The organism is Bacillus sp. M5A3_1b, assembly GCF_053345335.1.
Genome location: NZ_JBKEZY010000005.1, coordinates 405716 through 419006, shown reverse-complemented (window position 1 = coordinate 419006; position 13291 = coordinate 405716). Strand labels below are relative to the sequence as shown.

Below are 13291 nucleotides of genomic sequence, written 5' to 3'. Positions count from 1 at the left end.
CTATTGTTTACGTTGGAAAGCAGCTATACAATCAAATTCTTCTTTCAAGCGATTGTAAAGTCGTTCATACATATAAAACATTTCTAAATATATAGCCGTATTTTCTTTATTCGGTACATGATGATGAACAATATCAATCCAATCCTTTACCTCTTCAAGAGAATCAATTTTTCCTACAGCATATAAAGCAACTGCCGCTGCCCCAAGCGCAGATGCTTCATGACTTTCAGGAACAAGCAATTCTTTTCCCATCATATCGGATAACATTTGTCTCCAAAATGCAGATTTCGCAAAACCTCCTGAAACGCGTATTTCAGTAAGTGGCCCTGTACAATCCCTGATTGCGAGTGCAACAGAATATACGCTCATACAAACACCTTCCATGACTGCACGTATAAAATGTTCTCGTTTATGCTGAAGGTTTATTCCAAAGAATGTACCACGAGCATTTGCATTCCAGTAAGGTGCACGTTCTCCAGATAGAAACGGTAAAAATAGCAATCCACCCGCTCCAGCTGGTACACTTTCCGCATACTTAATTAATAAATCATACGGATCAATGCCAAGCTTCCTTGCAACTTCTTGTTCCGGGCTACCAAATTCATCACGTAACCATCTCAGTAATATTCCGCCGTTATTCGTTGGTCCGCCGATCACCCAGTGCTCGTCTGTTAATGCATAACAAAACGTTCTTCCTTTTTCATCTGTATTAACACTTGATGAAATTGTTCGAACCGCACCACTTGTACCAATTGTAATTGCAGCTGAGCCAGGCGATATTGCCCCAACGCCTACATTCGCAAGAACACCATCACTTGCACCAATAACAACCGGCGTATCTTCACGAATGCCCATCTTTTGTGCTAATTCAGGTTTCATACCCGATAAAATATATGTAGTTGGCACAGGTTTTGATAATTGTTCTGGTGACATATGTAACAACGTTAAAACATCTTCATCCCAGTTTAATGTTTCTAAATTAAATAACCCAGTAGCAGATGCTATTGAATAATCCACTACGTAACGTGAAAACAATTGATAAATAACATACTCTTTAATGGAAATAAATTTATAAGCGCTCGCATATAATTCTGGCTCTTCCTCTTTCATCCACAATAATTTAGAAAGCGGCGACATCGGATGAATTGGTGTGCCTGTTCGTCTATAAATGTCATGCCCATTCATATGTTGTAATAACTTTTCCGATTGTTTCGTACTTCTATTATCTGCCCAAATGATAGAACGCGTTAATGGTGCACCGTTTTTATCTACTGCAATTAATGCGTGCATTGCTGTACTAATACCGATTGAAGAAATATCCTCTGGTAACACGTTACCTTTCTTTATGGCAACGCTTACAGTTTTATATACAGCGGCACATATTACATCAGGATCTTGCTCAGCCCATCCGACGTTCGGTTGAATAATTGGATAATCAACTGCATGTGATGCAACGACTTTTCCTTTTTCTGTGAACACAACCGTTTTTGTACTTGTGGTACCGATATCAATCCCGATTACTCTCCCCCTTGTTTCCATGCGAATCTTCCCTTCGTTTCTAGCAAAATACGATTTAGTAAACCGTTTACATGAATTAGTATATAAAATATTTTTTCATTAATCAAGTTTTAAAAAGAAAATTTTTTTCATAACAAAAAATATATCCCCTTCATTCCATTTCACTTACATACTAAATTTAGATTTTCCGCGCGGTAAAGTTGCGTTATATTCGTTACGTTACGCTACACACTCTCTTTTTCTATCATTAACAACACATACATACATAGTCCTTCCTTACGTTCTACTCATTTGCATGAAAAAGGAGTTGAGAAGCAATATTCATTTTTAAGGGGCACTTTACATAACCATAAAGCTAAGAAAAACAATTAGTGCCCCTTATTTTTTATACAAGTCCGAAAAATAAGGGCTATTTTTAAAAGCTTATTAAGTAAGCAATGGTTAATTAATTAGGCCAGTATTTTTATTCTTCACTAATAAAGGGATCAATTATCTTTTTTTCATGTGAAGATAACACGATATTTGTTGATGGCGTACCATATTGCATCGAATCATCAATAAACTTTTCTAAACTTTCTACAGAATACGTTGCTAATTTGACAATATAGCTAATTTCCCCTGCTACTCTGTAACACTCAATTACATCTGGATGATTATAGCAAAAGTTAGATAATGATTTACAATTCGTTGATTTAAACAATATAAGTGCCGAAATTGGACGATTAATTTTTTTTAGAGAAACATGTGCATGGTAACCTTCAATAATTTGTTGCTCCTCTAACTTCCTTACTCGCTCAATTACTGACGGAGAAGATAAATGAACTGCTTCAGCTAAATCCTTCATTGAAATTTTTGCATTTGACTGTAATAACCCCACGATTTTTTTATCAATTTGATCCATAAACTAACCAACCTTTTTTTATAAAATAGAATAACCTAAATCCTTTATATAATAAAGACAAACAACCAAAAATCCTTATTTAACTTATTCATCAGCTTTTTATATTTATATAAAATAAGGATATCAGGAGGCGATTTACGATATGAAAAAGATTTTATTATTATTAGCTGACGGATTTGAAGCAGTAGAAGCTAGTGTATTTACTGACGTACTAGGTTGGAATAAGTGGGAAGGTGATGGATCGACCGAGGTCATAACAGTTGGTCTTCGGGATAAATTAACCTGTACTTGGAATTTTACTGTCATACCCGAAAAAACGATTGATAATATTCAATTGAATGAGTTTGATGCACTAGCTATTCCAGGAGGGTTTGAAGAAGCTGGCTTTTATCGGGATGCATACAGTAAAGAATTCTTACATGTTATTCAACATTTTCATACCAAACAGAAGCCTATTGCAAGTATTTGTGTTGCATCATTAGCGCTTGGTAAAAGTGGAATTCTTATAGATAAAAAAGCTACCACATACAGTCATCCAACGAGTAAACGAAAAGAGCAGTTAAAGAATTTCGGTGCAAAAGTACAAAATGATTTAATTGTTCAAGATGGAAATATTATTACATCTTCAAATCCAGGTACAGCTTTTGATGTTGCATTTTTATTACTTGAAAAATTAACATCTAAACAGAACGCTAAACATGTAAAGAATCTTATGGGGTTTTAAACATTAAACTTCAACAAAGAGATAATTCTAGAGCTTGTTAGAATTATCTCTTTGTTGAACCACAGGTGCCCTCCTAGGAATTCATTGATCCCTAGGAGTTTTTTTAATTTCCTACAAGTAGCCTAAAAGAAGAAACCATCTCGTCTAAAATTAACTTTGCATAAGCTTAGCTTTATCGCGATGAAGTCGCGTAACATAGCCGCTACCTCTCCAAATAAGAATTCTGTACATTTTGCTCTATTAATTGTTTTTGGTTGACTCATCCTATTACCTTAATAAACTTAGAGCGCGGATCCTACTATCACTTTATTAAATAGAATTTTTATTTTTCAGAAAAATAAAACAATATTTTAGACTTTATTGTATAATGTTGTAAAAAGATGTCGGAGGGATTTAATGTTACATAAAATATCTCAATTCACAATTAAGCTTTCATCCATTCTTTTATCACTGTTACTATTATTAAATTTACCTTATTTATTTATCACTCAACAAGGATTCACCTTTCAACCAATTTATTTTTTTAACCAGATCGTTACTATGTTAAAACAGGTTTTCTCACCTGAATCATTGTTAGTTATAGGATCAGACCCAAAGTTTGGTCATTTAAAAACAACACCATTATTTCCAACTGTTTTAGAACCTTACCTATATTCGTTTATTGTATTATTTGTGGCCTTTTTGCTTGCGCTCTTTATCTCATCTAGCATGGCATTTTTTTATTTTTTAGCAAAAGATTATATAAAAAAATGGATAAACCGAATTGTGTTCGTATTAGAAGCTGTCCCTGATATGATGATGATGATTTGTTTGCAAATATTTTTCATTTGGGTACTTAAGAAATTTGGGGAAGCTCCTTTCACCATTATTTCTTTTAATGAAAATCGCGCTTATTTACTCCCTATTTTATCTTTAGCGGTCTTACCTACATTACAAATGTTTCGGATGATGGTGTTATACATCCAAGAAGAACATGGAAAACATTACGTAGAGGTTGCATATGGAAAAGGTCTTTCATCAAGTTATATACTACGCATTCATTTATTCAAAAATATATCTATCCACTTCTTCTACCATTTAAAAACGATTTTTGTTTTCTTACTTTCTAACTTATTCATTTTAGAATTTGTTTTTAATATGCAAGGTATTATTCAATTTTTATTTAAGAAGGCGTTTATTTCACCTCCCGCTGCATTTATTATACTTGTCATGATTATTTTACCGTTTTATACCATTTTTCAAATAATCTCTCTCATGATGAATAGATGGAAAAAACAATTGAAAGGAGTAGCTTTATGAAATCTATTTGGAAATCAAAACGCTTTTTAATCGGCTTTACTTATTTATTCATACTTGTTTCAGCTAGTTTTATTTATAGTTGGTTCTTTAAAGATAACATCCCAAAACCTCCTCAGTTACTTTACAATGACAATAACGAATTACTTGGAAAGGCCCCCTTTCCACCATCGTTAATACCTCCTTTTGGATCTGATCGTTTTGGAGAGTCTGTTTTCTTACAAATTATAGAAGGAGCAAAATTCACTATCTTATTAGCTGTGGCAATTAGCTTCTTTCGAATTTTATTCGGAACATGTATAGGAATCCTCTTAAGTTTATATGCTCCAAAATTCAAGAGGTTTTTCCAGTCATGCTCAGAAGTTTTTTATTACATTCCTACTTTATTTATCGCATTTATACTCATCACACCCGTTAATATTGTAATCGTATCAAATGCTGATGGATTAGATGCAAATATTTCATTTGCGTTTTATCAAGTACTCGTACTTATTTTCGTCGCTCTGCCTACACTTTCTTTATATATATCCTCAGAGGTTGATGAATTTATGAAACAAGATTACATTTTAAGTTCCCAATTGCTAGGGGCTAGCCGTTTTCATATTATCAAAAAACACTTACGAGTCTTATTACTTGACCGCTTATTTGTGTTATTTATGGAACATATCGTTCAAACTCTCATACTCGTTATCCATTTAGCGTTGCTTGATATTGTAATTGGTGGGATACAAATGCGTGAACTCTATGACGGAGTACTCAAACCTGTTTCTCTATCTAATGATTGGGCAGGCCTTATTGGATTAAATCGTTATGAAATGAATATTTCATGGTGGATTATTTTGTATACTCTCGTTTCATTCTTTATTACGATTCTATTTATAAAGCTTATGACAATCGGGATTCAAGATGCACTGAAAGCAAGAGATTCGCAAGTTGTAGCAATTCAAACCGTTCCAAATCATAAAAAATTTGTTAAAAGTAAAGATTCTTTTTCGTTTGTAGATAAAGTGAACCTTTAATCCTTTCTCGTTAGTCGACATTGATAGTAGTGGAATGCAAAGAAGATGATTCCTGTTGAATGCAGGGATCATCTTCTTTCTGCCGTCTAACTTTTTTACATGTCTTTAGCTAGACTCATGCTTTTTATATTTAAAATGAATTATTTGCAATCACACACAATTATGCTGTTTAAAATCGATTACCATACGCCCTTGAATTCTACCTTGTTCCATTTCTTCGAATACATTTTGTACTTTATCTAGAGAACAAGTTTGAACAACCGGCACTACTTTTCCTTCTGCACCGAACATGAATGCCTCTTCTAAGTCTTTACGAGTACCGACTAGAGAACCAACTACTTCAATTCCATCTAGTACAAGTCGCGGAATGTTTAAATCCATAGTTTCTACTGGTAAACCTACTGCAACGACTTTACCACAAGCACGTACTGCATCAACTGCTGAATTGAACGCTACTTTAGAAACGGCTGTTACTACAGCAGCATAAGCACCACCAAACTCATCTTGAACAATCTTATCAGCAGGACCTTGAGAAATTGGATTGATAGTCATATCCGCACCAACCTCTTTTGCTAATGCTAATTTATCGTCATTAATATCTACTGCAATTACCTTTGCACCAAATACGTTTTTAGCATATTGGATAGCTAGGTTACCTAATCCACCACACCCATAGATGACGATAGGTTGACCAGGTTTAATGTCTGATACTTTTATTGCTTTATATGTAGTTACGCCCGCACATGTGATTGATGATGCTTGAGCAGGATCTAATCCTTCTGGTACTTTCACAGCATAATCAGCTGTAACAATACATTGTTCTGCCATACCACCATCTACTGAATAACCAGCATTCTTAACTTCACGGCAAAATGTTTCTCTACCAGTTATGCAATATTCACAACGTCCACAAGATTGGAACATCCATGCAATACTTACACGATCACCTATTTTTAGTGAAGTTACATCATCAGCAAGTTTCGTAACAATCCCTACACCCTCATGACCAAGAATACGGCCATCTGTGTTTCCAAAATCATGATTTGCAACGTGTAAATCAGTATGACAAACCCCACAATACTCTACATCTACTAGCGCTTCACCTGAGTGTAACGGACGTAATTCCTTTTCAATAACTTCAATGTTTGCTTTACTATTTTTATTAACTACTACTGCTTTCATATGTGATCTCCCCTTTAGTGTTTTAGAATTTTAATGAGTTCATCTCACAACTTCTACTTGCACTGTTTCGGCCAATTATTGCACCAAATTTAAATGTTCAATCATCATTACACGTTCATCATAACATGTAATTTTAAAAGCTTATTGTTAAATATTGAACAATATTTGAATTATTAACCAAATGTTTTCTTACTATATTTGAAGGAAAACTGAAATTTCACCCATATATAAGTTTATTAGAGTTCAATATGCGGAGTATAAGGCTCAATTAATAAAGTTTTTTTAACACAGGAAATTATAATTTTCGCAATAGATTAGATTATAACGAGTACACATAGAGTATGTATCATCAGACTATTAAACAATATAAAAAGCCCTTCAACTGAAGGACTTTTTATATTCGTTTCATCGAAATTGTTTCACGTATACTTTGCAAATTTTGCAACGTTTCTTCTTGGCGTTGTAACGATAACCCAACGTACAAAGTATCTAACAAACTTAACTGTGCTAATCTTGATGAACTTGCTTCTGTACGGAATTCTGTCTCACGTGTTGAGGTATACAAAGTAATATCAGCAAGTTGACTTAATGCTGATTTCTGATAGCTCGTAATTGCAATAATGTGAGCTCCCCTTGCTTTTGCTACTTCTAACGCTTCTAGTAACCCTTTATTGCTACCAGAATGTGAAATTGCAATTACCACTGCTTCTTTAGTGAGTAAACCCGCACCCATAATTTGAAAATGTGAATCTGTATGAGCAATACAAGAAATACCCGTTCTCATAAATTTATGATATGCATCCATCGCAATAATACCAGAACCACCATTTCCATAAAACTCAATACGACTTGCATCTTGCAATACCTTTACAGCTTGCTCTAGCGCTGTATCATTTAACAAATGCAATGTATCTTGCAGTCCTGTAATATGCGAATGAAAAACTTTTTTAGCAACAGTTACCATACTATCTTCTGCCGATACTTCTTCATGAATATTTTGCATAGGAGTATGTACAATTTCACGAGCTAATGTAATCTTTAAATCTTGAAACCCTTGAAAACCGAGGTGCTTACATAAGCGGAATATCGTAGCTTCAGAACTATTCGTAACTTCAGCTAATTCTGTAATAGATTTATGTACAACATCTTGTGGATGTTTCAATATATGTTCGGCAATACTTCGCAATTTCGGTGATAAACCGTTTAACGAAGCTTGAATTTTTCCAATCCCACTTCTTGTACCTGGCATAGCATATCTTCCCCTTCCATCGTAGTTTTATTGTACCTAATTATAGAAAGAAGAAAAACCTTTATTTAGCACTACTATAAATTGAAACTTTAATCAGTGAGAGTATTGTACATCTACCACTAATTATAAGCCCGCAAATAGCGGAATACATTTTAAAATACTCCTATGTATTCTGTCGTAACATGGTACATATTTATTCATACTTATTATTTCCCCCGTGTTTCACCGCATATAATGCAGCTTGCGTACGATCATCTACTTCCAATTTAGCTAAAACATTTGAAACGTGTGTTTTCACAGTCTGTTCTGTAATATGAAGCTCTGCTGCAATTTCTTTATTACTTCGCCCTTTCGCAATTTCACGAAGTACTTCTTGCTCTCTTTTCGTTAACATGGAAAAAGGGTTCTCTTTTTCTTTCTTGACTGCTGATCGTCCGAATAGTGCTGGTGTTACTTTCGGATGAAAATTCGCATTTCCTTCATGTACTGCAATGATAGAAGCAACAAGTTGCTCTGGTTGTACTTCTTTTAATTGATAACCATCTGCTCCAGCTTCCAGTGCTGGTAAAACATAATCTTGCTCTGAAAAACTGCTTAATATAAGTATCTTTATTGTTTTATCATATTGCTTTATCCGTTTTGTTGCTTCTATACCATCCATCTTCGGCATTGATAGATCCATTAATACTACATCTGGTCTTTCCTTTTGAATGAATGTTAATGCCTCTTCACCATTTTCTGCTTCCCCAACTATTTCAAATTCTTCTCTCGTTTTTAAAAAGAATACAAGTCCTCTTCGAACGATATGATGATCCTCAACTAGTAGTAATTTAATCTTCAATCTTCTTCTCCCCTTTAAACCGGCAATTGAATTTCAATTTTTGTACCCTTTTTCAGCTCAGTTTTTATTTGAAATGATCCCCTCATTAACTGAATACGTTCCTTCATACTTTTTAAACCGAGCGCTGACTCTCTTACGTGATCTTGTATAAATCCTATTCCGTTATCCTCTATGTAAAAATACAACTGGTTATTTTCTATTTTTAAAAGAACATTTACCTTTTCACATGAAGCATGTTTTTTACAATTATGTATTGCTTCTTGACTAATACGCCATAAAACTTCTTCTATTTCATCTTCAATTGAAACCATACCATCAATTCGAACTTCCACGTGGATCCCTAACAACTTTCCGTAATTTTTAATTGCTTCTGCTAAACCTTTCTCTAATCCTTCCGGTCTTAATTGCCAAATTAAAAGTGTCATTTCTTGTAATGCTTCCTGTGATAATTCTCCAATATAGCTCAACATCTCTTGCAAGTCTCTATCTTGCGTCATATTTAAAGTACCTTTTGCTGTTAGCATAATAGAAAATAACAATTGTTTTACTGAATCATGTAAATCACGTGCAAGTCGATTTCTTTCAGCTACCACTACGTATTTACGTTCTTTCTCTACTAATTGAATACGTTGTATTGTCGTTCCTATTTGAAATGCAATCGATTCTAATAATGCCAATTCTTCCTCTGAAAAGTGTTTTTTTTGAGGTGAGGCTACATTTAATAGACCAAACTTCTCCGATCCAGACCTAAGTGGAATCGTCGCATGATGCGTAACATCTTCTGTCTCTCCCCAATTACACTCAATCGCATCCTCTATTCGCTTACATTCAATAATATTTGTCGCTTTTTCCAATCTGCCATTCACAAAACGCTCTACACACCAGCAGTCCCCTTCACACATCGGCTTCTTCTCTTTCCATGTAAGAGCCGGTGGTAAGTTTTCATCTACAAGCATACGGTGCTTTCCACTTTCATCGATAAAGAATATCCACCCTGTTTGTAAATTCATAACTTGTAACAATGTATGTAACACTTTTTCTAACATGACTTGTAAGTCTGTTGCTTCATTTAATAATTCTGCAATTGCTTTTAATGCTTCTAAACGATGCATCTCTTTTTCTTCAAAGTTCATTTTCATCACCATCTACCATTATAACATTAAGAAATTTCTAAATTCTACAAATAAGAAAGAACTGAATTCCTTCAGTTCTTTCTTTAAATTAATCATTTTATTATTGTTTTTCTATTCAATGTTGGAAGCTAGATTTTTGTTAACAAACTATTCTATTTTAGCTGTCCGATAAAGATTGTCCACCATGGTTATGCTGTAAACTTTCAGTAGTAACGACCATATTTGCTGCTGGCATTTGCACTTGATTCTTATGGAACATAGACATTAATTCAAACCTTACTTGTCTAGAAGTTTCAAAATAATCTTCTGGCTTTATTAAACCTGTAATACAAAATTCATATCCAACATATTTAAGGTTCGGGTTTAAATCTGTGACACCAACATATTTAAACGGCTCAACAGCTTCATCCTCTACTTTATAAAGACTCGAAGCCAATCTTTCATTACAATTAACACAAACTTTTTCTAACAATTCCTTAACTCTTGTAGGATCTTCCTGATAACTTACCGTAATCCGTTCAATTACGCGCATCCATCCTTTATTAAAATTTTGTATCGTCCTAATCTCTCCGTGTGGTATCGTAAGAAGTTTTCCTGACCATTCACGAATTTGCATAAAACGAATACTAATTTCCTCAATTGTTCCTGAATTTGTTCCGTTAAAAGTAACAAAATCGCCAACACGAAACTCTTTGTCCGCTAATCTCGCAAAGCCTAATATAACATCTTTTAACATCTGTTGTGCAGCAAAACCAATAACAACTCCCGCTATCCCTGCACCTGCAATGATACTTTTTATATCTACAAATTGGCTAATTAAATATATGATTAGACTGATGATAATGATATATCTAAAAATAGATCGAATCACACTTTGAATCGTTTGCTCTACCTCTTCATCAAAAAAGCTTGATTTCCTAAAAAACCAATCAATAATACGGTTGATTACAAAAGAGATAATGATTAAAACTAATGCAAATAGTAAAAATCTTAAAAGTAAAAACTCACGTACATAATTAAAAAATTCTTCAGTATACGTTAATAAACTCATCCATCCACACCCTTAACTAATGAAAATTTCATGAAAAACTAATTTATTGTCATACCTTTTGATTTCCTTAAAACTTGTTACACTTTCTTCTATAAATATACCCTTTTTCATTATCTAAAGGGAGATTACATTAGAATTTTTTTATAACCGACTTTATTTTATGACTGCGCTACATATCTCGAAAAAGGAAAATATTAACACAATACCGAATAGTTCATTTGTAAATATTTTGACTCGCGGGGGGTTAACTAACAATGGGCTATATCGAAGAACTAAGAGAAGTTATTGGATCAAGACCACTCAATTTATCTGGCGTTGCTGTAGCTGTCCTCAATGAAAAAGGACAAATATTACTACAACAGAGACGAAGTGGTATTTGGGCTGTCCCTGGTGGATTCGTTGAACTTGGCGAATCAACGGAAGAAGCCGGAAAACGGGAAGTGCTTGAAGAAACAGGGATTGAAATAGGCTCTTTACAGTTAATAAGCGTATTTTCCGGAAAAGAATTTTTGTAAAATTACCGAACGGAGATGAATTTTACCCTATAATAATCGCATATCTTTGCAAAGATATTACAGGTGGTACGTTAAAAGCTGATGGATTAGAATCATTACATGTACAATTTTTTGACTTAAATGGGTTACCAGAAAAAATTAGTCCGTTCATAAAAAAACTAATCGAGCGAAACCTCGTATCCATTTAAACGAAAAAAGAGACCTTTTTTAAAGGCCTCTTTTTTTCACTTCACTTCTGCATGTAAGCATGACTTAAAATGTCCAAGGGCAAATTCATGTCCTTGCTCATTAAAAGATGCAACCGCCTTTTCAAAAACAACAATTTTAAATCCTTTATTATAAGCGTCTACTGCTGTGTGAAGAACACAAATATCAGTACAAACACCTACAAGATGAACTTCTTCTATTCCTCTTTCTCTTAACTTCATCTCTAAGTTTGTTCCTGCAAATGCACTATATCGTGTTTTGTCCATATAATATACATTCTCTGCATTTTTATATGTTTCATACACATCTTGTAATTCACCAAACAAATCTCTTCCATTTGTACCAGCTATATTATGAGGCGGGAATAACTTTGATTCTGGATGATATACATCATTTTCATCGTGTTTATCGATCGCAAAGACAACATAATCTCCATTTTCAATATATTCTTTCGTTATATGGACAATTTCCTTCTCAATTTCTTGTCCTGGTTTCCCGCATGTTAAAGCACCTTTTTCAGCTACAAAATCATATGTATAATCAATATTAATAAGAGCTCGTTTCATAACCACTATCTCCCCTTCTCCTGTTTCACAGTAAACAATAGAAAATTTGTTATTACGACATCGTATGTACTATTCGACATTTCAAATGAAATACCTACATTTTTCATGTAAAACTTACCTTAACCTGAGTTTATCATATGATAGATAAACAATGGTAAAACAAATAGCTCCTATTAACAAATCATGAATTTGTTAATTGAGGGTAATTTGAGTCACCTCTTGGACCATAAACCAAGTGACTAACATCGTTAAAATAATCAAGACGATACGAATACACAGATTCACATCTCCAGCCTCTTTCTCTATCATAGTAGAAACAAGTTATTCACTGTTACATCCTCTAGTATAAACAAAAAAGCACACTACTTTTTGAGTAATGTACTTTTTATTCTTCTTATGACGCTGGTTTTGTTTCGAATGTTGCTTGATTTAAACTAATAACCTTTCCTTTTGGATCATTGTTTTCATACTGAACTGCAGTAATCGTATGACTACCTGTCTCAAGTGTCTTTTCTTTTAATTGTACTGTTGTCTGTGTTGTACTAGTGACTTGATGTTTATCTGCATATACTTGATCTACAAATATAAATGTTTCTTTATCATTTTGAAAATTAGAAAGCTCTAATTCAACATGTTGAATTAAAGTATCCTTTTTGATGAATACAGTTGGTATATTGCCGTTTTCAGAAGTACCATCTGGTGTAATAACTTTTACTTTTCCTTCACCAACTGGTACTGCACCTTCAGGGAATACTACTATATTCTCATTACTTGCATTTACAACTCGTTCTTCCTGCTTTGATTGCGCATCCTCTTTTTCTTGTGGAGCACCGCAACCGGCTAATAACAATACAGACAATCCAGTGATTATGAATTTTTTCAAAATTCATCCCCCCTGTCATTTCATTATAATTTATTATACAAAAATAACTTTTAAATTTTAAAACTATTTTCAACACTTTCATGAACAAATAAAATCTTGCCCACGATTAATGTATCATACTTTCCTTAATAGAACATTAATTTTTTTTATGAAATAAATAGTAATTCCCTCTTATCTATCATTTTAGCCCAACAAATTAATTACAT

General features: G+C 33.7%; 12 protein-coding genes and 2 pseudogenes. 4 read left to right on the top strand and 10 right to left on the bottom strand.

The features are described from left to right. The gene (gntK, locus tag ACLBWW_RS17055; RefSeq protein ID WP_048541227.1) at nucleotides 1-1539 is read right to left on the bottom strand and encodes a gluconokinase; all 1539 of its coding nucleotides are present in this window, start codon (nucleotides 1537-1539) and stop codon (nucleotides 1-3) included. A gap of 442 nt (nucleotides 1540-1981) precedes the next feature. Further along, on the bottom strand, nucleotides 1982-2419 hold the full coding sequence (locus ACLBWW_RS17050; protein ID WP_000372087.1) for an Lrp/AsnC family transcriptional regulator: 438 nt from the start codon (nucleotides 2417-2419) through the stop codon (nucleotides 1982-1984). A gap of 142 nt (nucleotides 2420-2561) precedes the next feature. Here ACLBWW_RS17050 and ACLBWW_RS17045 point away from each other — a divergent pair, with 142 nt between their 5' ends. The 3 genes from ACLBWW_RS17045 to ACLBWW_RS17035 all read left to right on the top strand — a co-directional run bounded on the left by ACLBWW_RS17045 (nucleotide 2562) and on the right by ACLBWW_RS17035 (nucleotide 5458). After that, entirely contained in the window at nucleotides 2562-3143 is a 582-nt protein-coding gene (locus ACLBWW_RS17045; protein ID WP_048541225.1) for a DJ-1/PfpI family protein, read from the top strand. Nucleotides 3144-3539: 396 nt separating this feature from the next. Further along, nucleotides 3540-4442: an ABC transporter permease subunit gene (locus ACLBWW_RS17040; RefSeq protein ID WP_048541224.1), complete on the top strand. Its 903-nt coding sequence runs from the start codon at nucleotides 3540-3542 to the stop codon at nucleotides 4440-4442. After that, on the top strand, nucleotides 4439-5458 hold the full coding sequence (locus ACLBWW_RS17035; protein WP_048541223.1) for an ABC transporter permease: 1020 nt from the start codon (nucleotides 4439-4441) through the stop codon (nucleotides 5456-5458). Before ACLBWW_RS17040 ends, ACLBWW_RS17035 begins: the two co-directional genes overlap by 4 nt. Before the next feature lie 150 nt (nucleotides 5459-5608). On the opposite strand, the gene adhP is transcribed toward ACLBWW_RS17035, so the two are convergent. The 5 genes from adhP to ACLBWW_RS17010 all read right to left on the bottom strand — a co-directional run bounded on the left by adhP (nucleotide 5609) and on the right by ACLBWW_RS17010 (nucleotide 10914). After that, nucleotides 5609-6640 carry an alcohol dehydrogenase AdhP gene (adhP, locus tag ACLBWW_RS17030; RefSeq protein ID WP_098048466.1) on the bottom strand — a complete coding sequence of 344 codons (1032 nt, stop codon included), beginning with the start codon at nucleotides 6638-6640 and terminating at the stop codon, nucleotides 5609-5611. A gap of 394 nt (nucleotides 6641-7034) precedes the next feature. Beyond that, nucleotides 7035-7889, bottom strand: coding sequence for a MurR/RpiR family transcriptional regulator (locus ACLBWW_RS17025; RefSeq protein WP_001119633.1), 855 nt, complete (start codon nucleotides 7887-7889; stop codon nucleotides 7035-7037). Between the two features lie 193 nt (nucleotides 7890-8082). Further along, nucleotides 8083-8730 (bottom strand): two-component system response regulator CasR, encoded by a 648-nt coding sequence (casR, locus tag ACLBWW_RS17020; RefSeq protein ID WP_262721023.1) that lies wholly within the window; start codon nucleotides 8728-8730, stop codon nucleotides 8083-8085. A 14-nt stretch (nucleotides 8731-8744) separates the two neighbouring features. Continuing rightward, nucleotides 8745-9842, bottom strand: a complete 1098-nt coding sequence (locus ACLBWW_RS17015; RefSeq protein ID WP_170956988.1) for a sensor histidine kinase — start codon at nucleotides 9840-9842, stop codon at nucleotides 8745-8747. Nucleotides 9843-10020: 178 nt separating this feature from the next. Then, nucleotides 10021-10914, bottom strand: coding sequence for a mechanosensitive ion channel family protein (locus ACLBWW_RS17010; RefSeq protein WP_098048468.1), 894 nt, complete (start codon nucleotides 10912-10914; stop codon nucleotides 10021-10023). 254 nt (nucleotides 10915-11168) lie between these two features. On the opposite strand from ACLBWW_RS17010, the pseudogene ACLBWW_RS17005 reads away from it, so the two are divergent. Further along, nucleotides 11169-11617 (top strand): annotated as a pseudogene (locus ACLBWW_RS17005) (NUDIX hydrolase). A 36-nt stretch (nucleotides 11618-11653) separates the two neighbouring features. On the opposite strand, the gene ACLBWW_RS17000 reads toward ACLBWW_RS17005, so the two are convergent. The 3 genes and pseudogenes from ACLBWW_RS17000 to ACLBWW_RS16990 all read right to left on the bottom strand — a co-directional run bounded on the left by ACLBWW_RS17000 (nucleotide 11654) and on the right by ACLBWW_RS16990 (nucleotide 13085). Next, entirely contained in the window at nucleotides 11654-12202 is a 549-nt protein-coding gene (locus ACLBWW_RS17000; protein WP_048541253.1) for a cysteine hydrolase family protein, read from the bottom strand. A 114-nt stretch (nucleotides 12203-12316) separates the two neighbouring features. Then, nucleotides 12317-12511 (bottom strand): annotated as a pseudogene (locus ACLBWW_RS16995) (hypothetical protein). An 85-nt stretch (nucleotides 12512-12596) separates the two neighbouring features. Then, a complete protein-coding gene (locus tag ACLBWW_RS16990) occupies nucleotides 12597-13085 on the bottom strand; it encodes a hypothetical protein (protein WP_048541213.1) in 489 nt (162 codons plus the stop codon). Between the last annotated feature and the right edge of the window lie 206 nt (nucleotides 13086-13291).